We start from the raw sequence: 23,975 nt of genomic DNA on the forward strand, positions 1-23,975 counted from the left end.
CCTGAGCCGTGATAAATTGAAGATGAAACTGGAAGTCGATTCGACTACGTGATAAGTCGTTTACGTCCTTCAGCTCACTCATTCACCTCCCGATCATGACCGACACCGGTTGCTTGCGTGTGGGCCAGCAGGCCCCTGATTTCACAGCCACCGCAGTGGTGGACCAGGAGTTCAAGGAAGTCACCCTGTCCCAGTACCGCGGCAAGTACGTGGTGCTGTTCTTCTATCCACTGGACTTCACCTTCGTCTGTCCGACAGAAATCACAGCGTTCAGCGACCGCTACGCCGATTTCTCAAGTAAGAACACCGAAGTCCTCGGCGTTTCTGTCGATAGTCAGTTCAGCCACCTGGCCTGGATTCAGACTCCTCGCAACCAGGGTGGTCTTGGCGATATCAACTATCCCCTCGTCGCCGACCTGAAGAAAGAGATCTCCACGGCGTACAACGTGCTCGATGACGCTGAGGGTGTCGCCCTTCGCGGTTTGTTCATCATCGATCCCGATGGCGTGATCATGCACGCCACAATCAACAACCTTCCGGTCGGTCGCAACGTTGATGAAACCCTGCGGGTTCTGCAGGCCTTCCAGTACGTTCAGTCCAACCCTGATGAAGTTTGCCCTGCCAACTGGACTCCCGGCGAAAAGACCATGAAGCCAGATCCAAAGGGCTCCAAGGAATACTTCTCCGCCATCGGCTGATCAGCCCACTTAGCACCCATACGCCTGCAGCCCTGCCCGTTAAACGGGTGGGGCTTTTTTCATGAGCTGATCCAAGGCAAGAGACAAGCTCTGGTCCATGGCAATGGAACGACCATCACTGACGACAATTCGCGCAAGCGAGGGCAGGCCCACTTTGCTGGTGCGAAGGTAGACGGGCTCAACATATAGAAGAGCTGAGCCAACGGGAAGAACCAGCAGATTGCCTTGAACGAGTTCAAGATCGCCCTGATCCCATAGGCCGAACACTTTGCTGACCTCTGGATCTTGATGAATCAGAGCTTGGACTTGTTCTGGACCGAGAATATTTTTGTCTTTAGGGAAATCGATCAGTTCCAATTGCCCGTAATGATCGCCATCATTTCGGGCAGCCAACCATGCGGTGAGGTTTGGCCTTTCCAAGGGAGTCAATGGCTGCAGCAATAAAAATTCTGAGTTGGTATTGTCCTGCAGTTGGGCCGTAACGTGGTATGGCTCAACATCAACTTTTTGACCACCGTAGATCTCACTTGGAACCTGCCAAACATCATCACCGCTGTAGAAGACCCTGGGATCTTCGACGTGGTATCGCTTCAGCTGACTGACCTGAACGTTAAAAAAGTCCTCAGGAACTCTCCGGTGATCACGAACCAATGAGGGCATCGACTGCATCGGTTCAAACAAGCCCGGGAAAGCGCGATTCCAGGCAATCACTATCGGATCCTGAGGTTCCGAGATAAAAAAGCGAACACTGCCGTTGTAAGCATCGACAATCGCTTTCACCGAGTTTCTTAGATACCGATCAGGATCTTCTGGTGATACTGCTGCGCTATAGGCCAAGGTGGAACTGTGGGTGTAACCCTCGACAACCCAATACTGGTGTTGGTTCCGTTGATCAGAATCTCCTTGCTTCGTCGTCATGAATCCGGGAGGAGGATTCGGTATCGAAATCAGGTAAGGGTCACCACGGAAATCAATGAACGGGGCGATGGCAGCCACTCGACTTCGCACTTCACGCCGAATCAAGATTTTGGAGTCAGTATTGATTGCACTAGTTGTGAGCAGACGTAGCTCTCGAAGATAAACAGCAGCTGCACATCGTTGAAGCCAAGACCCAATTGATACCCCACCCGATCCTCGATAGTGAGTCATCACATTGAGATCTCCCTCGGGATAATCGAATTCCGGGATCTGTGTTGGAACAACGGCGTAGGGGGAAGGCAGCATGCCGTAGTACAGCGCGGCATCGCCAACAGGAATCGCCTGTTCGACCTCTGATCGATCAATTCCCAGCCCTTCATTTCCCGTGATTCGAGTATCCGTCCCGAGATCACTGATGAAATAGGAAGGCAAGCCGTCATAACTACGCTCATTCACGGGACTGACGGTGAAGCCATATCCGTGGGTGAAGATGAAATGACGGTTCTGCCAGGTTCTGGATCGGCGCGGCAAGGCGGACTGATCCAATTCACGGGCCGAGAGAATCACCTGTTGTGCCGAATCGCTCTGTTGATTGAGCGGATAACGATCAACGGCCGCATTGGAAAAGCGGTAGTAGACCCGCAGTTGCTGCAGTTGTCGGTTGGCTTCCAGTAAGGGGGCGCTGTCCCACAGGCGCACATTCTCAAGCGTGCTGGCGCCTTGGTCCAGATCAGTTTCGCTGAGCCTTGTCTGCGGTTCGATGACTTGACGTTTGATCAGATCCAGCTGAAAGCCCCTTCGCGTGGCATCAATGGCGTAGGTGAGATAACGAGATTGAAGATTGATCTCCTGCGGCCGGACCACAAGCCATCGGGTCAATGGTGTGGCGACCATCTCGAGTGCCAGAAGCGATGCCAAAGTCACCACCAGTCCTCGACGCAGCCTTCGCCGACAGGGAAACAGAAGCGCCAGAGCAATCAGAACAAGCAGCAGTGTTGTGCCAGCTCGGAACGGAAGGGTGAGGTGTTCCTGGAGCCATCCAGCCCCAGCCACAAGGCCGTGTTGGGTCCAAAGCAGCTGATGTCTTGACAGCCAGACCAGGCCGGCCAATCCCAGCACCAGAAGCGCCGACAGGGATCTGATCAGCTGAACCTGTCGCGGAGCAAAGGCAGGACTGGTCCAGTCAGAGACGGCTTTCGACCGGGCCAGGCAACACCAGAGTTCAAAGCAGAGCGTGAAGGTGGCGCCTAAAACCCAAAGCTCCAGGGCCAGATGCAATCCAGCGAAGCGCCCTAATCCGAAGCTCAGATCAGTTCCAAGCAATGGGTCGTCCAGGCCTTGGTCGGGGATCCAGAGGGCTAACGACCAGATTCCCCAGGCGCGGCTGACGACAACCACCAGCGACCCTGCAACGATCCTTGCCAACCAAGGCCTCAGGCGCGGCCAGCCCATCGCCAGGGCAATCCCCCCTGCCTGGATGAGCATCGCAACTGTGCTGATCCGCTGATGAGGCCAAAGATGCTGATCCCAATCGCCCAACTCAAAGGGATCACGGATGGCCAACGCCAGGAGATCAAGCGTCAGCAATCCACTGATCAGCACCGCTGCAGAACAGAGGGTCAGAGCTGCTCCGTAGGACCAGCCGCTCAGGCTCATCCCCTGGGATGAACTCGGCTTCTGTTCTCTGAATTGTCTGCACCAGAGACGAGCTGCCAACAACGGCAACATCGCCAAGCCCGCGAACAGAAGCTGAAGAAGCCAGCGCTTCAAGAGAACGTGGGTCCATTCGAACTGCTCAAACCAGAGCCACTCGATCTGCATCCGGGCTGCAAAAACAACCAGCGGAAGCAGAAGGAGAAGGCGTCTCATGGGAGGCCGGCGATGTCTCGGAACCGATCACCGCTGATCGTTTCCTCGGTGATCAAAACGTCTACCAGTTGATCCATCAACTCACGACGCGGTTCAAGCAGTGCAATGGCTTGCGCCAGAGCATTCTTGGCCAGCTGACGGATCTGAACATCAATGGCCTGGCCTGTGGATTCGGCATAGCCAGGCCGTTGGTTGAACCAATCGCGACCCAGAAAAACCTCTGCTCCCGGGCCCTCAAGCGCCATTGGTCCGAGGTTGGAGAATCCGAAGCGGGTCACCATCTCCCTTGCCAGTTGCGCAACCATCTGCAGATCTCCACTGGCCCCCTGGGTGATCTCAAGCGATCCGAAGACCACCTGCTCCGCAGCTCGTCCGCCCAGGGCCACCACCAGATCAGCGAGGCAGGAGGAACGTGTGATCAGCCCGGAATCCAGAACCTCCTCGTCGGGCATGAAGCGGGTGTATCCACCGGCTCCTCCCCGGGGAAGGATCGTTACTTTGTCCACCTCATTCGCAGCCGGCAGAAGGCTGGCCACCAGGGCATGGCCCACCTCGTGGTAGGCAATGAGACGTTTTTTGGCGCTGTCCTGCAGCGGGCGGTTGCTCAGGCCCATGGTGATCCGTTCCAAGGCCCCCTCCAGCTGGAACTGACCGATGCGGAGCATGTTCTGGCGAGCGGTCAAAATAGCCGCTTCATTCAGCAGATTCGCCAGGTCCGCTCCTGAAAAACCAGGCGTCCGGCTCGCCCAATCCGACAATGAGACGGAATCATCGAGGGGCCTTGTTCTGGCGTGCACGGCGAGGATGGCCTCACGACCACGGCGATCGGGCAGGCCCACATCAATGCGGCGGTCGAAGCGTCCAGGACGCAATAAAGCCGCATCGAGTACGTCGGCACGGTTCGTTGCGGCAAGAAGGATGACGCCGGAGTTCTCCTCGAATCCATCCATCTCCGTCAGAAGCTGGTTGAGGGTCTGTTCACGTTCATCGTTGCCACCGCCGATACCCGCTCCACGCTGGCGGCCCACCGCGTCAATCTCATCGATGAAGACGATGCAGGGAGATTTGTCCTTGGCTTGGCGGAAGAGATCGCGGACTCGGCTGGCACCAACACCAACAAAAAGCTCCACAAACTCAGAGGCCGCCATCGAGAAGAAGGGAACTCCCGCTTCCCCTGCAATGGCCTTGGCAAGAAGGGTTTTTCCGGTTCCGGGAGGACCGACAAGAAGCACGCCGCGCGGAATCTTGGCGCCGAGCCGAATGAACGCCTCAGGCTGTTTGAGGAAGGTAACCACCTCCTCGAGTTCCAGCCGTGCATCATTGATGCCAGCCACATCTTCAAAACGAAGCTGCAGGTCTTCCTGGGGTTTCAACCGGGGCTGACTACGGCCAAAACCCAGAGCACGATTGGCCATCTGGGCTGAACGCTTCAGCAGCAGCGACAGACCAACAACCACGAGGAGGACCAGAACAAGGGTTCCGGCAAGTTCACGCCCTGCCTCTTCACGACGGATGTCGACCACCGTCAACGGTGTCCCCGAGCTTTCGGCTGCGCGAAGGATCTGGTTGTCGTTGGCGAAAACAGGGACTGTGACCCTTTTGCCATCGTTGTATTGGACCCGGACCTCCCTTCGCCCAGGAACAAGATCCAGCTGCTTGACCTTTTTCGCGTCAATGTCGCGCAGCAGGGTGGAGTAACTCACCGTCTCCCGCTTTGTCCAGAACCCCTGCTTCGGGGAGGGTTCAATCTTCGGAGGGGTCGCTGAACCTTTGGAGCTGTCCGAACCTGCTGCCACGTCAACGCTGCGCTTCATGAAGCCTAGCGATTTGACGCAAGGGGGTTCCAAACGAGACAATCTCGGTTTGGAAATACACCAGGCGCAATGGCCGTCCCGAAGAAGAAAACATCCAAGGCCAAGCGCAACCAGCGCAGCGCCACATGGAAGGCCAAGGCGGCCGTTGCCGCCCAACGTGCAATGTCGATCGGCAAGTCCGTGTTGAGTGGTCGCGCTCAGGGATTCGTCTACCCGGTCAGCGAGGCTGAAGAGAGCGAATCCTGAATCGCACGTGGGAGGTGGATTCGCCGCAAGCTTCGATCTGGATCCACCTCCACAACAACATCTGCACGCATCTGTTGAAAACTGCTCGATGGCAGCGAGCAAAGAATCATGCGGATGAAACGTTCCAATTCGGAATCAGATAGGGATGCTCCCCTCTCTGCCAACAGCGTTTGTTCCTGTTGCCGTTTCCACAACAACGGGGCATTGAAGTCCTTCGGCCTCAATTGCCAGAGCTGATCGAAGCATCTCCAGACAACTTCGTAGCTGGCCAGGAGTGGTTGAAGTCTGTGGCGCCATTCCAGCTCCTCGGGCGTGAGTGGACTCTCGAGATGGGGCTCGTCTGCTGCAGGCTCCACTGGTGTACATCCGACAAACCAGCCTTCAAGTATCAGCAGATCGGCCTGGCAGCGGCGCCATCCGTCACGATCACCCCGCCCCTGTCGTTTGGCTTTATCGAAACAGGGCATCAACACCTCCTGGCCCTGGCGCCACTGCCTGATGCAACTGATCAGCAGATCCAGATCATGGCTGCCTGGAAGGGCGCGCGGAACGTCCCAGGGGTTGCCGCACATCGCTGCATCAAGCCGTTGAGCCTCGTAATAGAAATCGTCAAGTGACACCACCTGGATCGAGAGCCCAAGGACCTCTGCGGCAGCTTCGATCCATAGCCCCAGGGTGGTCTTTCCGCATCCCGGCAGAGCACTGAACCCGAGCAGTCGGCGTTCTCCCTGCCATTGCTCCGCCAGGCTCAGCACTGGCAGACCAATCGACCACAACCAATCAGGCGCAGCTCTGGGGTGCCATTGATCGAGGGCCACCTGGTGGCGCTTCGTCCTGCGCTGCTCAGCGAACCAGGACTTGAGATCACCCAAATCAAGGTGCTGGAGCAAACGTTCCTGATCGCAGCTCGGAATCAGACGTGGGCCCTCAGGATCCAACTTTGAACGCCTCCAGAACTACGGCATAAACAAATCCGAGGCGCAGGTTGTCGAGCCAGGGGACTCGGCGACGCCCAAGCACCATGAGCTCACAGGCCACGAGGGCGTACAACGCTGTGAATGTTCTGACCCCAACGGCATTCGCAAGGTGCACTGTGAGATTGCCACCGATGAAAAAACCGACAAGAAGCAGGAGCAAGGAAGTACTCCGTCGCCACCATGGGCCAGACCAGGACTGGCGCAGGTCTGCACCCCAATGGCTCTGAAGGCCCGCCAGTCGAGTGCGCTGGATTGAGCTCATCGATCCGGCACCGAAAGCAGATTCTCCAGATACTTCAGCGTCACTGTTCCGTCATGGCAAGAGGCGCCGGAAAGCACGGTCGCCTGTTCCCCAGGGTCACCCAGGTGATCCAACATCGCAGTGGCCTTGTCATAGGAATCACGCAAAGCATCGGCATCCCAAGGGGAAGGGGTCAGCAGACACCGCAGACCTGCGGCTCTTGCCGCCGACAGACCTGCAGCGGAATCTTCGACTGCGAGGCTGGCAGCACTGTTGGCCCCACTGCGTTCGAGAGCGAGAAGGTAGCCGTCCGGTGCTGGCTTTCCCGAAGCAACGTCATCCGATGTCACCACCCCATCGAAGCTGGGGATTTGCGTTTGGATCTGTTCCAGCAGAGCCATCACCGACGCCGATCCGCTGGAGGTGACGATCCACTGCTGCACGCCGGCGCTGCTCAACTCCTGCAAAAGCCTCTTCACACCGGGACGGAGATGCACATGCCCTTGACGGACCCGTTCCAGGTAATGGACCCGTTTCCGATCACGCACCTGGTCCAGTTGGTCCTGGCTGAGGGGCACCCCACAGGTTTCAGCATGAAGTTTCACCCTGCGGAGTCCGCCGGGGATCGCCAGAAGTCTGTTGTACAGCTCTTCATCCCAAACAAAGGGGAGATCCAGCTCCTTGAAGGCCATGTTGAAGGCCGGTCGATGACCGTCCATTTCCGTATCGGCCAAGGTGCCATCCACATCCCAAAAGACCGCTGAAAGCCTGTTCACCTTGAGGAGCAGCAACGGCACAATGCTGGAACATCACCGACTGTTGCGTTCCCTTGCCGGCCGTTCCGCTCCACTGGTCCTGGTCCCTTCCAGCCGTGGTGGAACCATCGCCATTGCGAGGGCTTGATTTGCCGCTGTCGCTGCGTTGTCTTCTCCGGCGCCGGGGATTCAGCTCGACAGTCGAGGCCGAAACGTTTCTCTCCCCTGGTGATTTACCACCCACCCGCGATCATTTCCCCGATCTCCAGCAGGCCTGTGCCCGATTGGTGGAGGCCTGCCGATCCCGTGAACGTATCGCCATTTGTGGTGACTACGACGCCGATGGGATGACCAGCACAGCGTTGCTGTTGCGGGCGTTGGCCCCGCTTGGCGCTGATCCACAGCCAGCGATTCCATCGCGGATGGAGGAGGGATATGGCCTCAATACCGTCATGGTGAAGAGGCTCTACGACGATGGAGTGCGACTGCTGGTCACCGTCGACAACGGTGTTGCCGCAAGGGAAGCCCTTGAACTGGCCGCGAGTTTGACCATGGAGGTGATCGTCACCGATCACCACACCATCCCGGCGGAACGGCCACCGATGACCGCGCTCATTCATCCGGCCACCACGCCGGAGGGCTCGCCTTACCGCGGACTCGCCGGTGTGGGGCTGGCCTATGTCCTGGCCCATGCCGTAGCAGAGGCGCTGAACAAACCAGAAGCCATCCGCGTGGCCCGGGATCTGTTTTGCATCGGCACGGTGGCCGATATGGCTCCTCTGGTGGGGGCCAACCGCAGCTGGTTGCTGGAGGGGCTGAACCACCTGCATCGCTCCGAGTGCAAGGGCGTGCAAGCGCTTCAGCGCCTGGCGGGTCTCGGGGAACGTCCGTTGACAGCCGAAGACATCGGGTTTCAGCTTGCACCACGAATCAATGCCGTCGGCCGCCTTGGCGAACCGAAATTGGTGGTGGATCTGCTCACGGCTGAGGATCCTGATTCAGCCATGGCCCTGGCACGCCGTTGCGATGATTACAACCGCCAGCGACGGGATCTCTGCGACGCAATTGAAGCGGAGGCCGTGGCGCTCGTCGAAGCGGAGACCAGTGATGCCATCCCATCCTTTTTGCTGCTGGCACAAAGTCACTGGCACCACGGGGTAATTGGCATTGTTGCTGCGCGGCTGATGGAGCGATATCACCGCCCCACGGCTCTTCTGGCCGGAGATGGGAATGGAACCCTGCGGGCTTCGGTACGAGGGCCCATCGGTTTCGCGGTGGATCGTGCCCTCTCCAATTGCAGTGATCTGTTGACCCGTTTTGGAGGCCATCCCGCTGCGGGGGGATTCACCGTCAAAGCGGAGTTTGTGCATGACCTGCATGAGCGCCTCTGCGCCGAGGCCGATGGCTGGTTGATGACCCAGGCCGAGGGGCGTCCCGTGCAACCCGACGCTCTGCTGCAGTTGAAGGATGTGAACTGGGATCTGTGGCGCCACCTGCAATCCCTGGCCCCCTTCGGCATCGGTCATCCGAAACCTCTCTTCTGGTCGAGGGGAGTGAGCGTTGAGGATCGGCGCGACCTCAAGGGAGGGCACCTGGCCCTGACGCTGCGCCAAGGAGACAGTGAGCGTCGCGCCATCGCCTGGCGATGGGATCCATCGGTGCCTGTTCCCGAGCGTTGTGACGTGGCTTACAGCATTGCGATCAACCGTTGGCAGGGCGAACAGCGTCTGCAGCTGGAGCTCAAGGCCATCCGTGCCCACACAGAGTTGGTGTTGATCGACCGCGGCTCACGGCAGTACACCGCCCAGTTGACGGAAACCTCAGGCCTGAAGCTCACCAATGGCGAAGGTGAGACGCTTCAGGCGAGCATTGAACAAGAAAAATCCCTCACCAGCGATAACGACCTGGCAAGGGATCTTCGGGTGATTCAGTTGATTGAGGAAGCCTCACTGGGATTGGGGCTTCGTCCTTGAAAGCGAGGCGATCAGAGTGCGCCGCGTCGGTAGAAGAGAATGAAGATGACAGCTGGACCGGCAATGGTGATCATCGCCAGGGCGGCAAAGTTGGCGATCAGGTGAATGTCAAAGCCCATGGCGATGCAGCGCTGTCCAAAATCGTTACGCCACCCAGGCTACGGGGCTCTGTCCCAAGAGCGACGGATTTGTTCTGATCTCTGTGATGGCTTGTCACAGCTTCAATCATGAGTCGAGCGACGCCGCAATGGACCTGCATCAAACACTGTGGAGCCTGTTGCCGACTCGCTCCGGAGGAACGCGCTGATGCCCTGGCGGCCTTGAGCGAAGACCAACAACGCACGTACCTGGCCATGGTTGGACCAGACGGCTGGTGCATCCACTACGACACGGGCAGTCAGCGCTGCACGATTTATGAGGAGCGTCCGGATTTCTGTCGCGTCAGTGGCTTAGGTCGTCTGTTTGATGTTCCCGATGATGAGTTCGATGCCTTCGCCATCGCCTGTTGCCATCAGCAGATTCGCAGCACCTATGGCGGTCGAAGTGGTGTGATGCGTAGGTTCAAGCGCGCTCAGACCGCAGGAGGTTCTGTTGAGCAGTGAGCCAACCAGCAGCGAGTCACGCAGCTTTGCTGCCGTTCTCTTCAGCACATTCACCACGGTGTTTGTGGCTGAGCTGGGCGACAAAACACAGTTGGCGACGTTGTTGCTCTCCGCCCAGTCCGGCTCACCGGTTCTGGTGTTTGTCGGTGCCGCGCTGGCTTTGATTTCCTCCAGCCTTGTCGGGGTTCTGGTGGGTCAATGGTTGGCCAGAACTCTTCCGCCTGAACGGCTGGAACTCATGGCGGGAGTGCTGATGGTGGCCCTTGGCGTCTGGCTGGGCCTTCAGGCCGCACGTTCTCTATGGATCACGTCCGGAAGCTGACGATGGATTTTCCTCTTCTAATTTCCACGTTCTTGACTGTGTTCCTGGCTGAACTCGGTGACAAGACACAACTCGCGACTGTTGCCATCAGTGGGACTTCCAATCGACCCCTGGCTGTTTTTCTCGGATCCTCGTCAGCGTTGGTTCTTGCCAGCTTGCTGGGAGCCTTCGCGGGAGGATCTGTCGCCACGGTGATTCCCAGCGACCTTCTTCAGTTAGTGGCCTCCTTTGGTTTTCTCGTGATCGGTGGTCGTCTTCTGGTCCCCATCTTCAGCAAGGCTGAACAAGCGACAGATGGAGATCAGACTCCTGAGCTTTAAAGTGTCCTGAGGAGGGTTGACTCAGCAGGGCCGGATGTACAACGTCGGCCAACCCTCACTACGTCTCTCCCGGCCCTGACGGTCGGTTTCTGCCCACGCCACGATGAAATTCTCGGTTGCCGATCTGCTGGATCAGCTCTCCTCTGAGCAACCCTCCCAGGTGGATCAACTGGCCAAGATCCTGAAGCTCAGCAACAAGTCGGACAAAGCCTCGCTTGATCTCGCTGTTTCATCACTGGTCAAAATCGGTGTGGTCGAACAGTCCAACGAGGGTGGACTCACTCGACCCACTAAGAGTGCTCTGATTGACGCGCGACTGAGATGCAGCAGCAAAGGCTTCTGCTTCGCCATACCCGAGGACGGCGGTGAGGACATTTACATCCGCGACCATCAGCTCAACCATGCCTGGCATGGTGATCGCGTTCTCGTGCGAGTAACCCGAGAAGGCGGTCGTCGCCGTTCTCCCGAAGGTGGCGTTCAGTGCATCCTTGAACGGGCCACCCGGTCACTCCTGGCACAGGTTGAGCAACAAAGCGAGCAGTTGCTGGCAGCCCCACTTGACGACAGGATTCTGGCCGGGATCAAACTGCCTCCCGAGGACTCCCAACATCTGCCGGGCGAAACGGCAGCAAGCGTTGTTGAGGTACGCATTGACCGCTATCCGGTGGCCCAGCACGCCGCCGCCGGACATGTCGTGCGTTCACTGCCACTCAACGGAGGTCCCGCTGCTGATCGGGATCTGCTGCTCACCAAGGCGGGACTCCAGGACCGTGCAGCGGCCCCCCGTAGTTCCGGTAAAACGCCCACGACCAGGGGTCGGGTCGATCTGACGGCACAACCAAGCCTGCTGCTCAAGGGTTGGAAGCAAGAGGATGCACCTGGGTTGCCTGCCGTGCATGTTGAAGCCAAGGATGGCGGTTGTCGTCTCTGGGTCCATGTGCCCAGCGTGGGCGAACGGATCGGTTTGGGCAGCAGCCTCGATGCCTGCCTGCGCGACCGCGGTGAAGCCCTCTGCCTCGGTGAAGTCTGGCAACCCCTGCTGACACCTGCCCTCAACAAAGCGACAACGTTTTCACCCGGCACGGAGGCAGATGCCGTCACTGTTCGTTTGGACATCGCAGCCAATGGTGAGCTCATCGACTGGGAGTTCATGCTGAGCTCGGTTCGTCCCGTCGCTGATGTGAGCGCCGATCAGTTGATCGCCCTTGCGGAACGCAAACCAAAGGCGCGCAGCATTCCAACGGCACTAAAACCCATCAAAGACCAGCTCGGCCAACTGGAAACCCTGCGGTTTTGCAGCACCCTGCTGCTGGAGCACGAGCGCAGCAGCGGGGCTGTGCAACTCGACCTCTGTCCTCCCCAGCTGGAGGCACTTGGGGACCTCCGCAGCGCGGATCCCTCCGGTCTGCGGCATCGCTGGGTTGATGCCTTCAACCCGGTGGACCCTCATGCTTTTCTTCAACCTCTGCTGAGGGCTGCCGACCGTGCATGGACGGCGCACAGAATCGATCTTCAACTGCCTGGGATCATCACGCAAACCGATGAACCTGATAGCAACCTTCTGACCGATGTGGCGAAGACCGCCATCGCCCTGGATCTCCCCCTTGAACTGGATGACGAGGGTTGTCCGTCCGCCTGCGAACTCAGCCAGGTTTTTCAAGCCAGCAATCAGCGTCGCGTGCTTGAACAACAGCTCAGCCACGCCCTGCCTCCAATCCAACTGGTGGCATGCCCACAGATGCCCTCTACCGCAGCTGATTCCGATGCGGAGGAGGCTGTTTCGAGCAGCGCCAACACGTCACTCACGCCTTGGACCTGTGCCACCCAGCACTATTCACACCTGGTGAATCAACAGCTGCTCGTTGCCCTGCTGACAGATGGCAAAGACCGCCCGACAGTGCGTCAGAAGAACCGTTTGAAGCTGGGTCTCAAGGGAGCGGGCGCTGATCTGACCTGGCCCCTCTTCACGGCAACCCAGGACGAAAAGCTGAATGGCCTGGTGAGCGACCGCATTGTGCATCGACTCAACAGCCGTCGACGTCAGGTTTTAGAACTTGAGAAGGATCTTCTTTCGATGATCCAGGCCCGATCAGCTCAGCCGTTGATCGGCCAGCCGGTTGAAGGCCGCATCAGTGGTGTGCAGAGCTACGGCTTCTTCGTTGAAGTTGGCGAAAGTCGTGTTGAAGGACTTGTTCACGTGAGCTCCCTCAACGATGACTGGTACGAATACAGATCCCGCCAGAATCGTTTGGTCGGACGGAAGAACCGTCAGACCTATCAACTTGGCGACGCCGTTCAGGTGCGCGTCATCAATGTTGATGTGCTGCGCAACCAGATCGACCTTGATGTGATTGGCCAGGGATCTGGTGAATCCACAGAGCCTGAATCGTCTGAACCACTGCCCGTTGCCCTCAGCGAGCGCTGATTGATGCATCCATACGTTTTGGCCGTCACCGGTGCATCGGCCCAACCCCTCGCCGAGCGTGCCCTTCAGTTGCTGTTGCTGCGAGGACGCTCAGTGCATCTTGTGCTGAGCCACGGCGCCCATGAGGTCTTTCGCGCGGAACAGGGCTTGTCCATCCCCGTGGATCCTCTGAAGCAACGGGAGTTCTGGAGAGCCAGGCTTGCGGTGGAGAGCGGCGATCTGACCTGTCATCGCTGGAATGATCAAGCCGCCTGCATCGCAAGTGGGAGCTACAAAACCAGGGCGATGGTCATCGTTCCCTGCAGCATGGGAACCGTTGGGCGGATCCATGCCGGCATTGCTGCTGATCTGATTGAACGCTGCGCTGACGTACACCTGAAGGAGCGGCGCCCTTTGGTGGTCGCTCCTCGGGAGATGCCCTTCAACTTGATTCATCTTCGTAATCTCACCGGTCTGGCGGAAGCAGGCGCCACCATTGCCGCCCCGATTCCTGCTTGGTACACCCGGCCAGAGACACTCCAGGACATGGTTGATTTTTTAGTGGTGCGTCTCTTCGATGGGCTGGAAGATGACCTTGCACCACTGAACCGCTGGAGCGGACCTCTGGAATGAGCACCGTTCAGCGGCTGCTGCTGATCCCCTGCCTGGCACCTTTGCTGGCCGTGCTGGCGTTGTGTGCAACCAACATCGGAGCCAAGACCCGACTTCGTTTGCTGGCTTGGACGAGCCCTCCGCTGCCCCTGGGGGCGTGGACAGCTCTCACCGCAAGTGGTGGTGCTGCCGGAGCCGCCCTAACAGCGTTTCTCTTGATTCCAGCGGAACGTCCCCTCAGACGCACACGCCATTCTCCTGCCCCATCCCACGCCCACGAACCGGAATCCGCTGTCAACGAAGCAGCAAGCCGATCCACGACAAGGCAAGGCCCAGAAAGGGATGTAAGGGAACCGGCTCCGACGGTCTCCGTCGCTTACCGCGTGATTCAGCCTCCTCCCTCCGCATCTCGGCAGCAACAGGCTTCATCTAGTGGATCTGGTCCGCAAAACAGCACTGACTGGGGAGATGATCCGGAAGCCAACTGGTAAGGCCACCACAAGGCTGCTTACAGTTGCCCAAGAAATCCTGGATCGGTGAGCGAAACCCCTGTCGAGAAGCAGCCTTCGGCTCAACAGCCTCCTGCCAAGCCGGCGGCAAAAGCGAAACCACCCAAGCCGGAAGACAAGCCCTTCCCGGAATTTATTGACACGCTGTTTTTGCCAGCTGTCGCCAAACAGCTAGCCGAGCACGACATCACAGCTGACCGGTTGGAGCGAGTGGACGGGCAGCGTCCGGTTGTCGGAGGAGAATGCCCGATGGTGATCGGCGAGCTGCCTGGGGGACGTCGCTTCTGGGTCTGCTTTTCCAAGGCTGATATCAACAGCTCCAAGGTGATTGCCCTGGCAGACCCTGGCAGTGAGCCCACCCTGTTGGAAAGCTTTCTGATCGACGAGAAACGCATGTCCCTGCCGCTTCTGGTGTCAAGACTGCTGCAACGACTCAACGGCCAAAAATGGCTCGGAAGTAACTAACCAGTCGCGTTGGCCTCGGGGGTTGGACTGGCGCGCCTACATTGGCAGGATCGTGAACCGCAACTGATGGTCCCTCCCACCGCCGTGGCCGAAGGCAGCGCTGTAGCCATCAAAGATCCTGTAAAGGACACAATCCTGACGCCTCGCTTCTACACGACCGACTTCGAAGCGATGGCGGCGATGGATCTTCAGCCCAATGAGGCTGAATTGGAAGCCATCTGTGAAGAGTTCAGGAAGGATTACAACCGTCACCACTTCGTTCGGAACGACGAGTTTGAGGGGGCTGCGGACAAGCTTGATCCCGAAACCCGCAAGGTGTTCGTCGAATTCCTTGAGCAGAGCTGCACGTCCGAATTTTCAGGATTCCTCCTTTACAAGGAGCTGAGCCGCCGGATCAAGGCCAAAAACCCGCTTCTAGCCGAGTGCTTTGCTCACATGGCTCGCGACGAAGCTCGCCATGCAGGCTTCCTTAACAAGTCGATGAGCGATTTCGGCATGCAGCTGGATCTCGGATTTCTGACGGCCAACAAGGACTACACCTTCTTCAAGCCGAAATTCATCTTCTACGCCACCTACCTTTCTGAAAAGATCGGCTATTGGCGTTACATCGCCATTTACCGCCACCTCGAAAAGAACCCCGACAGCAAGATCTTCCCGATCTTCAACTTCTTCGAGAACTGGTGTCAGGACGAAAACCGCCACGGCGATTTCTTCGACGCCCTGATGAAAGCCCAACCCGACACGGTCCGTGGCCCGATCGCCAAACTCTGGTGCCGCTTCTTCCTGCTCGCGGTGTTCGCCACCATGTATGTGCGTGATGTGGCCCGCAAGGAGTTTTACGAGGCTCTTGGATTGGACGCCCGCACCTACGACAAGATGGTGATCGAGAAGACCAATGAAACCTCTGCGCGCGTTTTCCCCGTTGTCCTCGACGTGAACAACGCCAAGTTCTGGACGCGCCTTGAACGTCTCGTGTCCAACAACGCCGCCTTGGAAAAGGCTGATGCCAGCGATGCCATCGCTCCTGTGAAGTTGCTGCGGAAGCTGCCCTTCTGGATCGGGAACGGTGCCGAAATGGCCAAGCTTTTCCTCATGCCTGCGATCGATAGCGATCGTTTCCAGCCAGCTGTGCGCTGAGGGGACTCCCCCAGCTCAATCGAGGAGATTTCTTGACCAACGCCTTTTCGAATCAGTGGCGAGGACTCTTGGAGTCTTTGCTGCACCGCGGCAGTACTGCAGGAGCCGACCTGGTGGAGGTGTTCCTTGAGGGCACCGATCACATCGGTTTGCTTGCTGAACAGGATCGGATTACCAGCGTCACTCCATCCTTTGCCCGGGGCGCAGGTCTCAGGGTGTTCCGTGATGGCCGAGATGGCTTCGTGAGCACCAACGACCTCAGCGAAGCTGGACTCCAGCGGGCCCTCGATCAGGCCCTTGCCATGCTCGGCCTTGAGGCGCAACAGCTCACTTCGGCGGCAGCCTTTGAGGGGTTAAAGCAGCTGACCGACCACGGTCTGACCAAAGCCGACTGGCTGGGACGCTGTCCATCTCTGGATCAAGCCAGCCAGTGCCTGCTCCAGGGCACAGCCCATCTCGATCGACTGGGTCAGCACTTGCAAGTACGACGCGGCAGCTACGCCCGCGACTGGCAGGAGGTAATGGTGGCAGCCTCTGATGGCACGTTCGCCCGCGACATCCGCCTGCATCAGTCGACTGGCCTCTCCGTGCTTGCCGCCGATGGCGATCACCGCTCCAGCATTGGCAGGCGCTACGGCAGTTCCGATCGTCCGGACGATCTTCGGGACTGGGATTCCGAAGCCAGCGCAGCTGAGGTCTGCACCAGCGCTGGAACGATGTTGCGTGCCGACTACGTGGATGCTGGACAGATGCCGGCTGTTCTCGCCAACCGCTTTGGTGGCGTGATTTTCCACGAGGCCTGTGGCCACCTGCTCGAAACAACCCAGATTGAACGGGGCACCACTCCCTTCGCTGACCGCGTTGGTGAACTGATCGCTCACCCTGCTGTCACCGCTATCGATGAAGGGCTTAGTGGTGGGTCCTTCGGTTCCCTTTCGATGGACGACGAAGGAATGGAACCGGAGCGAACCGTTCTAATCAAAGATGGGGTGCTCCAACGGTTCATCAGTGACCGGGCAGGTGAACTGCGCACAGGCCACAAACGCACCGGAAGTGGCCGGCGTCAGAGCCATGCCTTCGCCGCTGCGAGCCGGATGCGCAACACCTTCATCGACGCCGGATCGCATACCCCTGAGCAGTTGATTGAATCCGTCGACCAAGGCCTGTATTGCAAGGCCATGGGTGGTGGAAGCGTCGGCCCGACAGGTCAGTTCAATTTCTCCGTTGAAGAGGGGTATCTGATTGAAAACGGCAAACTCACCAAACCGGTGAAAGGCGCAACGTTGATCGGTGATGCCAAGGAGGTGATGCCTCGCATTTCGATGTGCGCCAATGATCTGGAACTGGCAGCCGGGTTCTGCGGATCCGTCAGTGGAAGTGTGTTCGTCACCGTGGGCCAACCCCACATCAAGGTTGATTCGATCACGGTGGGGGGCCGTTGATGATGTCCAACAACAACAGCCTCAACGCCTCAGATCTCAGGGACCGCCTGCAGGCTCTCGCCTCCCGCGAAGGAATTCGTCGTTGGGACCTTGGCGCCGCCTGCAGTGACGACTGCTCCGTTCAGGTTGATCGCGGTGAAGCCAAACAACTCAAGGCTTCGCAACGCAGCTCCATCACGGTTCGGGTCTGGAACAACGATGGCCTGGTGGGCATCACCAGCACCACCGACCTCTCGGATGGCGGCTTGGAACAAGCTCTGGTAGGAGCACATACGGCCAGCCGTTTTGGCAATCCCGAGGAGATCCCTCAGTTCTCACCACTTGCCACCGCACCACTTCCGGAGCTCGATCGACCGCTTCAACCACGCCAGGGAATCCTCCCCCTGCTGGACACCCTGCGGGATGCGGAAGCCGATCTTCTGGGTCGCCACCCAGCAATCCAGACCGTCCCCTACAACGGACTGTCGGAATCCCTTTCCCAGAGCCTCTATCTCAACAGCGATGGAGCACTGCGCCAGATGGAGCGCACCCAAGCCAGCCTGTATCTCTACGCAAGAGCGGAAGAAGCGGGTCGAAAGCCCCGCAGTGGAGGTGCTGTTCGTCTGGGTCTTGGCAGCAGCGAACTGGACGTTCAAGGCTGTATCAGCGAAGCGGTTGATCGCACCGTCAGCCATCTGGACTATCGACCGATCGAAACCGGGAGCTACAGGGTTTGCTTCACCCCTGAGGCTTTTCTTTCTCTGCTCGGTGCCTTCAGCAGCATGTTCAATGCGCGTTCGGTGCTTGATGGGGTGAGCTTGAGCCAGAGGGATTCGATTGGATCCGATGTGTCGGTGCCCTTCCTCAACCTCCACGATGACGGCCTCCACCCCGGACACATCAGTGCGGCGGCCTTTGATGGCGAGGGAACTCCGACCCGGCGGCTTTCCTTGATTGAGGGCGGAACCCTGCAGAACTTCCTCCACTCGGAAGCCACGGCCCGAGCCTTTAGTGTTGAACCCACCGGCCATGCTGGGCTTGGAGCCAAGGTTTCGGTTGGGCCTGACTGGTTTGTTGTCGGTTCCAATCCACAGGTGAGCAGCGGCAACAGCCTCAATCACCGCACAGAGTCAGGTCCGTTCGTTCTGATTGAGGATCTGTCGGCTCTTCATGCCGGTGTGAAGGCCACCCAGGGCTCCTTCTCCTTGCCCTTCGATGGCTGGTTGGTGAACAACGGCGAACGGGTGTCCGTTGAAGCGGCAACAGTGGCTGGCGACATACGGTCTGTTCTCAGCGGAATAGCTCATCTGGAAGCGGAGTCTGAAGTCACCCACCGCGGGGTTTCTCCGCATGTTTGGGTGGATGAACTCTCCATCACCGGCGAAGCCTGACGTTGAACATTCTGTTCTGGGGAACACCGGTCTATTCGGTGCCGACCCTTGATGCATTGCATGGGACGGGTCACAACATCGTTGGGGTGGTGACTCAGCCTGATCGACGGCGGGGTCGGGGCAAACAGCTGGTTCCATCACCGGTGAAGGCGAGGGCGGAAGAACTCGGTCTTCAAGTATTCACCCCTGAACGGATCCGACGGGATGACGATTGCAAAGCCAAGCTCGCTGCCCTCGGTGCTGATGTTTCGGTGGTGGTGGCCTTCGGACAGATCCTGCCAAAGGATGTGTTGGAACAACCTCCTCTGGGCTGCTGGAACGGCCACGGATCACTTCTACCGCGTTGGCGCGGTGCTGGTCCCATCCAGTGGGCCCTGCTCGAAGGGGATCAGGAAACGGGTGTGGGGATCATGGCCATGGAAGAAGGGCTGGATACTGGTCCTGTGCTGCTCGAGCAACGCACACCGATCCAACTGCTGGATACGTCCTTCGCCTTGGCCGAACGGCTCAGCACCCTCACTGCAGAGCTGATGGTCCAGGCCATGCCACTGATTGAAGACGCGGGTCCTGGCAGCGAAGAGGAGCGATTAGCAAGACTCAACGTGCGCGCTCAGACCGAGGAGACAACCTATGCCCGCATGTTGAAAAAGCAGGATTACGAATTGGATTGGTCAGCCCCTGCGCTCAACATTCATCGAAAAGTTATGGGGCTTCATCCTGGAGCGTTCACCCATTGGCAGGGCAAACGTTTAAAGGTGCTGCGGACGGAGCCACTGATCGAGCGCTTGCGGGATCAACTCAGCCCTGAAGTGCGGCAACTCTTGGGCCAATGGCCCACCGGGGGACATCCACCAGGGACAATCCTGGCCGTGATTGAGGACATGGGACTTGTGGTGAGCAGTACCGGCTGTCCTCTTCTGATTCGGGAGGCGCAGCTGGAAGGGAAAGTACGCTGCACTCCACCCATTCTGTTGCAGCATCTCAAGGCCACTCCGGGAGACCGCTTCAACAAGTGTTGATTCAGAATTCGGTGTATAACCAACGCGCCTGTGACCAGACCTGATCAAGTTCCTTCTCGGAAAGCTGAAGAGCTTCAGGGAACATCGTCGAGAGCCATTGTTGGCGATTGGACAGGGTATCGACTTCAAAAAAGGTTTGCTGAGATGCCAGCACCCTGAATTTAAGAAACTCGAGCAAACGATGACGCACCCTGATCCTTTGCTCGTAGCTCAATGCCATGGAGAATTGCAGAGAATTCAAACGCCAATGGAGACAGTACCTGTTTCTCGGTTGGACTCGAGCCAAGAGCGGAACAGTAGTAAGGGAATAGTGCATAAAGAACAAGCGGGAAACGACATGCGGATGCGTGCTGAGATGACGTGATGGCGCAACGCAGCGAACAAGAAAGAGTATGGAATGAACGCTTACTTTCAGAGCACTAAATCACGATGGTCGCCATTCAATCGCATCTGGCTAGTGGCAGATGTGATGGATGCGGTGGCAATCGAGTGGGAATAAGCAGCCAGACCAATGATTCAACAGAGCAGGATCAACAAAGCGGTATGGATAGGATTCCGTTCGGACGTTGGTCAGGTGGAGTTGAGATAGCATAGATGGTCGTGAAACCTTGATGCTGGCTATAGCGGCTGGAAGCCTTCGTTTCTAAAAGAGAACGGGAAAGGCAGGACTGGCGGTTCGGGGCATGTAAAGTTCTCAGTAGATAGATACGTTTGCAGATCAATCACCAATGCCAACTGAAATCTTCAGCGCACTCACCCAAAAACACTCTGGGACCTGATAAAAGAATAAAGACATAGTGCCAAATGAGTGACATGATGAATCGACCCAGTTGAACGATTATCTGAAACAGAGGAAAGGACAATGAAACGCTTACGAAAAGAAGGGAAGGTCCAACTCGTGTGCCTGCAAAGAAAACGGAATGCAGATCTTTTGAAAGCGCAGAACCACGAAGCGGAAAATAAATGGGAGACACCCAAGCCATGCAATCATTGCAACACAGTCGAAAGCAGGCAAAATATCTTGCAATCCATGCATGTGCAATAATTGCAACTTATAAACTCGATGATTTTGCAAGTGAGTGAAGTAAAGCCATATGTTCATTTCTAGAAGATATAGGGACTGAATATATAATTAGACAGTTAAATTATTGCTTAGACGCAACCTCGATCGAGTAAGCTACTTGGCTTATTTATGATAGTCGGTGGGTGGGGGTTCTTCATGGTCTTTGACCTAGATTAATGCTAAACCAGAGAGAATCAGGAAAGCAGCACAGAATGAAGTCAAAAGTTAATTACACAAGATATCTTCGTTACTCATTTTCCGGACAGCAGCGCCAGAAACCAATATTGCCATTGGCACTGCTGCGTGCAACACGCTTGCATTTCAAGCCAGTCCTTCCCCTGCTCGGGTCATCAGAGGCCATGATCGTTGCGCAATCCGAAGCATTGCCTGAAGAACCCAGAACGATCAATGCTGTGCTGCTGAATAATGCGATCAACAACATTGAAATGTGCCTGAACATGAAGTGAAATTTAATGAAGAATAGGATGGAAGCTTTCAAGCGTACGTCACAAGAAACATTCGAGTAAATCGCCTTAGCTCGTGGGAAAGCCTAAAAGCGAAGACGGTACAAATGGACAGAGAGAATCGAATGAAGTTGACGTTGCAGATCAGAACAAAATCAAACCAAAAAGAGATGAAAAAAGCTTGCTTGTTTATGCTAGAAACCCGCAGCAGTGAGGGTACTTATCACTATAATCGGAGGAAAAGAAATAATAATTCCAAATTGGTCTCTGGAGGTTGATGCATAGGTATTACCTCATCTATGGAATACTTGGGAGAGACAGCCATGCTGAGTATCGCGTAGTACTTGACCATAATATACAAAATAAATTCGCACATGAAGAGCAAGACTAGAACCACAAGCGAAAGAAATAATTACTGCACAACAATCAACTTTTCAGCTAGAGTTATACCTACACTATTATGAGCCCCAAACAAAAAGCAGGATCAACGCAGCAAGTGATAACGAAAGCCAGGCAACCATAAAAGTTAATCGCACGATGGAAACACCAGCCAAGTCCTAGGCTTGATTGATTCAATTAACCTAAGCTACGTCAATGAAGATATAAATAGCCAGTAGATGCTCAGAACATCGCCACCTAGACTATGCTCAAACATAAAGAACGAAAGAGCAGAAATTCCCTAAATTTTGCTCGAGTTCGGCTAAAAATACATGAAAGAAATAATCCTTTTTAAAAGCATCAAAGAGACACAAATTAAGGCGAGAGATAAAGAGACAGAGCGATTAAATAAACAGCAGTAGCCGAGCACATAGTCATTGCAATGGCTTGCAAAGTCAATACCCAAAAGCGTGTTAAACATAATCGGGAGCGGTGCTGTGCTCATTCGAATAGATTAACAGGAAAGCGTTATTTAATGGCAAAAATTAAATCAGCACTAATGCAATTCATCAGACTCTCATCCTTTTCACTCCATTTTAGAGGAGAAATTTGGAGAAGAAGAGGCAAAGCTATAAGCAGTCAGCAAAAACCATCTGAGTAGATATAAAAATGAAAAACATGAATATAGAAGCCTGGAAAAACTCATGTAATGGAGAATCAAATTCGGTACTAGAATCTGACTGGAATTTCAAACACGTAAATTATCCAGAAATAGAACATGGTCAATCAGGAAACAAGGAGCCATTGAAAAAGAGAGAACGATGGGCAATGTTCAAGATAATATGCAGCAGCAATGGATTGACTAGGACAACAAGTTGGAGAAAAGACAACTCTGAAAGAGAAACAGTTAGTAAGAATTTTCAAAAAGCAAAATACCCTGAGATAGGTATTGATAAATTCGAGTGCCACATGTAAAAAATGCATCTAAGGCATAAGCCGGTATTTACCCTCTGTCCATGGATGTCAGATTACCAGCGATCTCGTTAACACACAAGAACCATGACTACACAATCACAGAACCAAGCTTTATTAGATGGTCTCGCAGATCAGCAGAACCCAGCCGATAGTTACGTACTTTTAGGTGAAAAACTGGACGAAGCGTCAGAAATGACGTGCCCTGCACTGTTATCATCACCTGCAAAAGTAAATATCATTCATAATCCAAACAAGGAGCTTGATAACATTAAACAACTAGGAAATAAAAACGAACTTAAATCTATTGAGAAGAAATTTAAACGTAGATCATGCTTTGAGTTGGACCGTCTACAAAGACGTCAAGAGAATCTAGAACATCATCGGCGAAAGCAGAGAACACAAGCGGTAATTCATGAGGAGGAAAGATTAGTAGAGAAATCTAAATCGTCTCCAAGGGTATTGCCAAAACTGATCGGAAGCATCCTGGTTGAACACTGCTTGTATCGTGTAAATGAGGGATTTACGGAGTCCGCGATATGCACACGTGCTGGATATGAAATCGAAGAAATTGACTTGTTCCGACGGTTCTTCAGTCAAGCCTCTGAGGTAGATGTTGCGCCGTTGGAACAGATGGTTGAGGAGTTGAGGATGATTGCTAGTCCTGGGGATGAGCAGCCATCGAGAATTGGACTCTCAACGGATAGGCAACCGAGGATTGATTCGGTACAAGCATGGAGGTCCAACTTTCGTTCTGCTGTCCTGGCGTGGCATGGAAGCAAGTGTGCCTGCTGCGATATTGACGTTCCTGAATTGATGGAAGTAGCCCACATCGTGCCGCTCGAAGAGAACGGTGCAGATTCCCCTGTCAATGGGTTGCCCTTCTGTTCAACACACCGTAAAGCTTTTGACCGTTTATTATTCGCGATTCATCCGGAGACACTGGACATTGAATTAGCTGAAGGTATGAGTTACAAGTCACTCCAGATCGTAGAGAAGAGGTTGGTCACTGAGGTAAGCAAGGAAGCACTTAGAGCAAGGTGGCAATTATTTCATAAATGGAAATAACTGTGATATAATTGGAAGGATACATGGGGCTAAATGAATTAATAATTTAGAGTCTAGCATTGGCGTCAGATGGAAATATGAAATGCAGTCCACTTGAACACCATTAAACCGGTCCAAGAATGAAGCCATTGGAGATATTAAACGACAAACAAAAACAATGGACACTTTCGTTCGACCACCACATCAAGGACTCTATGAGTCAACCTTTGCTGATCTGTAAACCTGTCAGATGCACCCACAACGAACCGAGACGTATGGAAAGTCAAGAGTGAGAGGTTGTCCATGTCCAATATCAGTCAGCAATAGCTGCCCATCGATCATCGTTGATGTGTGTCCG

The 23,975-nt window shown here is 55.7% G+C and carries 25 protein-coding genes; 18 read left to right on the top strand and 7 right to left on the bottom strand.

The annotated features are described in order from the left end of the window. Positions 1-95: 95 nt before the first annotated feature. Positions 96-698: a peroxiredoxin gene (locus tag KR52_RS09090; protein ID WP_038554956.1), complete on the top strand. Its 603-nt coding sequence runs from the start codon at positions 96-98 to the stop codon at positions 696-698. 39 nt (positions 699-737) lie between these two features. Here the strand turns inward: KR52_RS09090 and KR52_RS09095 are convergent, their stop codons facing one another. Further along, a complete protein-coding gene (locus KR52_RS09095; RefSeq protein ID WP_038554959.1) occupies positions 738-3,485 on the bottom strand; it encodes a UPF0182 family protein in 2,748 nt (915 codons plus the stop codon). Beyond that, positions 3,482-5,299, bottom strand: coding sequence for an ATP-dependent zinc metalloprotease FtsH (ftsH, locus tag KR52_RS09100; RefSeq protein WP_253912366.1), 1,818 nt, complete (start codon positions 5,297-5,299; stop codon positions 3,482-3,484). Before ftsH ends, KR52_RS09095 begins: the two co-directional genes overlap by 4 nt. Before the next feature lie 69 nt (positions 5,300-5,368). On the opposite strand from ftsH, the gene rpmF reads away from it, so the two are divergent. Continuing rightward, positions 5,369-5,545, top strand: coding sequence for a 50S ribosomal protein L32 (rpmF, locus tag KR52_RS09105; protein ID WP_038554963.1), 177 nt, complete (start codon positions 5,369-5,371; stop codon positions 5,543-5,545). Here rpmF and KR52_RS09110 read toward each other — a convergent pair. Genes KR52_RS09110 through KR52_RS09120 form a run of 3 tightly spaced genes read right to left on the bottom strand, consistent with a single transcriptional unit; the run spans position 5,509 to position 7,560 of the window. After that, entirely contained in the window at positions 5,509-6,483 is a 975-nt protein-coding gene (locus KR52_RS09110) for a phosphoribulokinase (RefSeq protein WP_038554966.1), read from the bottom strand. The genes rpmF and KR52_RS09110 overlap by 37 nt on opposite strands. Beyond that, positions 6,473-6,784, bottom strand: coding sequence for a DUF565 domain-containing protein (locus KR52_RS09115; protein ID WP_038554970.1), 312 nt, complete (start codon positions 6,782-6,784; stop codon positions 6,473-6,475). Before KR52_RS09115 ends, KR52_RS09110 begins: the two co-directional genes overlap by 11 nt. Continuing rightward, positions 6,781-7,560 carry an HAD-IA family hydrolase gene (locus tag KR52_RS09120; protein ID WP_038554973.1) on the bottom strand — a complete coding sequence of 260 codons (780 nt, stop codon included), beginning with the start codon at positions 7,558-7,560 and terminating at the stop codon, positions 6,781-6,783. The genes KR52_RS09115 and KR52_RS09120 overlap by 4 nt, the downstream gene beginning before the upstream one ends. 32 nt (positions 7,561-7,592) lie before the next feature. Here KR52_RS09120 and recJ point away from each other — a divergent pair, with 32 nt between their 5' ends. Continuing rightward, entirely contained in the window at positions 7,593-9,491 is a 1,899-nt protein-coding gene (recJ, locus tag KR52_RS09125; RefSeq protein ID WP_038554976.1) for a single-stranded-DNA-specific exonuclease RecJ, read from the top strand. 11 nt (positions 9,492-9,502) lie between these two features. On the opposite strand, the gene psb30 is transcribed toward recJ, so the two are convergent. Continuing rightward, on the bottom strand, positions 9,503-9,610 hold the full coding sequence (gene psb30, locus KR52_RS09130) for a photosystem II reaction center protein Ycf12/Psb30 (RefSeq protein WP_025362280.1): 108 nt from the start codon (positions 9,608-9,610) through the stop codon (positions 9,503-9,505). 108 nt (positions 9,611-9,718) lie between these two features. Here psb30 and KR52_RS09135 point away from each other — a divergent pair, with 108 nt between their 5' ends. The 11 genes from KR52_RS09135 (at position 9,719) to fmt (ending at position 19,693) form a co-directional block, all read left to right on the top strand. After that, positions 9,719-10,093, top strand: a complete 375-nt coding sequence (locus tag KR52_RS09135; protein WP_038554979.1) for a YkgJ family cysteine cluster protein — start codon at positions 9,719-9,721, stop codon at positions 10,091-10,093. Continuing rightward, the gene (locus KR52_RS09140; protein ID WP_038554982.1) at positions 10,083-10,415 is read left to right on the top strand and encodes a TMEM165/GDT1 family protein; all 333 of its coding nucleotides are present in this window, start codon (positions 10,083-10,085) and stop codon (positions 10,413-10,415) included. Before KR52_RS09135 ends, KR52_RS09140 begins: the two co-directional genes overlap by 11 nt. A 2-nt stretch (positions 10,416-10,417) precedes the next feature. After that, positions 10,418-10,735, top strand: coding sequence for a TMEM165/GDT1 family protein (locus KR52_RS09145; RefSeq protein WP_038554985.1), 318 nt, complete (start codon positions 10,418-10,420; stop codon positions 10,733-10,735). A gap of 103 nt (positions 10,736-10,838) precedes the next feature. Continuing rightward, positions 10,839-13,160, top strand: coding sequence for an RNB domain-containing ribonuclease (locus KR52_RS09150; RefSeq protein ID WP_038554988.1), 2,322 nt, complete (start codon positions 10,839-10,841; stop codon positions 13,158-13,160). Between the two features lie 3 nt (positions 13,161-13,163). Next, complete coding sequence (locus KR52_RS09155; protein WP_038554992.1) at positions 13,164-13,772, top strand: flavin prenyltransferase UbiX; 609 nt, start codon at positions 13,164-13,166, stop codon at positions 13,770-13,772. Then, the gene (locus KR52_RS09160) at positions 13,769-14,242 is read left to right on the top strand and encodes a hypothetical protein (RefSeq protein ID WP_038554995.1); all 474 of its coding nucleotides are present in this window, start codon (positions 13,769-13,771) and stop codon (positions 14,240-14,242) included. Before KR52_RS09155 ends, KR52_RS09160 begins: the two co-directional genes overlap by 4 nt. 45 nt (positions 14,243-14,287) lie before the next feature. Further along, entirely contained in the window at positions 14,288-14,725 is a 438-nt protein-coding gene (locus KR52_RS09165; RefSeq protein ID WP_038554997.1) for a DUF2996 domain-containing protein, read from the top strand. A 66-nt stretch (positions 14,726-14,791) separates the two neighbouring features. Beyond that, positions 14,792-15,862: a magnesium-protoporphyrin IX monomethyl ester (oxidative) cyclase gene (acsF, locus tag KR52_RS09170; RefSeq protein ID WP_038555000.1), complete on the top strand. Its 1,071-nt coding sequence runs from the start codon at positions 14,792-14,794 to the stop codon at positions 15,860-15,862. A 32-nt stretch (positions 15,863-15,894) separates the two neighbouring features. Continuing rightward, the gene (locus tag KR52_RS09175) at positions 15,895-17,304 is read left to right on the top strand and encodes a TldD/PmbA family protein (RefSeq protein WP_038555004.1); all 1,410 of its coding nucleotides are present in this window, start codon (positions 15,895-15,897) and stop codon (positions 17,302-17,304) included. Continuing rightward, on the top strand, positions 17,304-18,674 hold the full coding sequence (locus KR52_RS09180; RefSeq protein ID WP_038555007.1) for a TldD/PmbA family protein: 1,371 nt from the start codon (positions 17,304-17,306) through the stop codon (positions 18,672-18,674). Before KR52_RS09175 ends, KR52_RS09180 begins: the two co-directional genes overlap by 1 nt. 2 nt (positions 18,675-18,676) lie before the next feature. Continuing rightward, complete coding sequence (gene fmt, locus KR52_RS09185; protein ID WP_038555009.1) at positions 18,677-19,693, top strand: methionyl-tRNA formyltransferase; 1,017 nt, start codon at positions 18,677-18,679, stop codon at positions 19,691-19,693. A gap of 1 nt (position 19,694) precedes the next feature. Here fmt and KR52_RS09190 read toward each other — a convergent pair whose 3' ends face one another. Then, positions 19,695-19,913, bottom strand: a complete 219-nt coding sequence (locus tag KR52_RS09190; RefSeq protein WP_038557155.1) for a hypothetical protein — start codon at positions 19,911-19,913, stop codon at positions 19,695-19,697. Positions 19,914-20,968: 1,055 nt separating this feature from the next. On the opposite strand from KR52_RS09190, the gene KR52_RS14395 reads away from it, so the two are divergent. From KR52_RS14395 to KR52_RS13945, 4 genes are all read left to right on the top strand, one after another. Beyond that, on the top strand, positions 20,969-21,223 hold the full coding sequence (locus KR52_RS14395) for a hypothetical protein (protein ID WP_162175618.1): 255 nt from the start codon (positions 20,969-20,971) through the stop codon (positions 21,221-21,223). Between the two features lie 73 nt (positions 21,224-21,296). Beyond that, a complete protein-coding gene (locus KR52_RS14975; RefSeq protein ID WP_156957688.1) occupies positions 21,297-21,434 on the top strand; it encodes a hypothetical protein in 138 nt (45 codons plus the stop codon). A gap of 833 nt (positions 21,435-22,267) precedes the next feature. Then, positions 22,268-22,573 (top strand): hypothetical protein, encoded by a 306-nt coding sequence (locus KR52_RS14405; protein WP_156957689.1) that lies wholly within the window; start codon positions 22,268-22,270, stop codon positions 22,571-22,573. A gap of 84 nt (positions 22,574-22,657) precedes the next feature. After that, entirely contained in the window at positions 22,658-23,638 is a 981-nt protein-coding gene (locus tag KR52_RS13945; RefSeq protein WP_084221977.1) for an HNH endonuclease, read from the top strand. Positions 23,639-23,975 lie beyond the last annotated feature (337 nt).

This window comes from Synechococcus sp. KORDI-52 (assembly GCF_000737595.1).
Classification (GTDB): Bacteria; Cyanobacteriota; Cyanobacteriia; order PCC-6307; family Cyanobiaceae; genus Parasynechococcus.

Bases quoted from the DNA above. Each gene is read 5' to 3' on its own strand.
- KR52_RS09090 (WP_038554956.1), top strand. From the start codon at position 96: ATGACCGACACCGGTTGCTTGCGTGTGGGCCAGCAGGCCCCTGATTTC.
- KR52_RS09095 (WP_038554959.1), bottom strand. From the start codon at position 3,485: ATGAGACGCCTTCTCCTTCTGCTTCCGCTGGTTGTTTTTGCAGCCCGG.
- ftsH (WP_253912366.1), bottom strand. From the start codon at position 5,299: ATGAAGCGCAGCGTTGACGTGGCAGCAGGTTCGGACAGCTCCAAAGGT.
- rpmF (WP_038554963.1), top strand. From the start codon at position 5,369: ATGGCCGTCCCGAAGAAGAAAACATCCAAGGCCAAGCGCAACCAGCGC.
- KR52_RS09115 (WP_038554970.1), bottom strand. From the start codon at position 6,784: ATGAGCTCAATCCAGCGCACTCGACTGGCGGGCCTTCAGAGCCATTGG.
- psb30 (WP_025362280.1), bottom strand. From the start codon at position 9,610: ATGGGCTTTGACATTCACCTGATCGCCAACTTTGCCGCCCTGGCGATG.
- KR52_RS09135 (WP_038554979.1), top strand. From the start codon at position 9,719: ATGAGTCGAGCGACGCCGCAATGGACCTGCATCAAACACTGTGGAGCC.
- KR52_RS09145 (WP_038554985.1), top strand. From the start codon at position 10,418: ATGGATTTTCCTCTTCTAATTTCCACGTTCTTGACTGTGTTCCTGGCT.
- KR52_RS09150 (WP_038554988.1), top strand. From the start codon at position 10,839: ATGAAATTCTCGGTTGCCGATCTGCTGGATCAGCTCTCCTCTGAGCAA.
- KR52_RS09155 (WP_038554992.1), top strand. From the start codon at position 13,164: ATGCATCCATACGTTTTGGCCGTCACCGGTGCATCGGCCCAACCCCTC.
- KR52_RS09160 (WP_038554995.1), top strand. From the start codon at position 13,769: ATGAGCACCGTTCAGCGGCTGCTGCTGATCCCCTGCCTGGCACCTTTG.
- acsF (WP_038555000.1), top strand. From the start codon at position 14,792: ATGGTCCCTCCCACCGCCGTGGCCGAAGGCAGCGCTGTAGCCATCAAA.
- KR52_RS09180 (WP_038555007.1), top strand. From the start codon at position 17,304: ATGATGTCCAACAACAACAGCCTCAACGCCTCAGATCTCAGGGACCGC.
- KR52_RS09190 (WP_038557155.1), bottom strand. From the start codon at position 19,913: ATGGCATTGAGCTACGAGCAAAGGATCAGGGTGCGTCATCGTTTGCTC.
- KR52_RS14395 (WP_162175618.1), top strand. From the start codon at position 20,969: ATGAAGTCAAAAGTTAATTACACAAGATATCTTCGTTACTCATTTTCC.
- KR52_RS14405 (WP_156957689.1), top strand. From the start codon at position 22,268: ATGAAAAACATGAATATAGAAGCCTGGAAAAACTCATGTAATGGAGAA.
- KR52_RS13945 (WP_084221977.1), top strand. From the start codon at position 22,658: ATGACTACACAATCACAGAACCAAGCTTTATTAGATGGTCTCGCAGAT.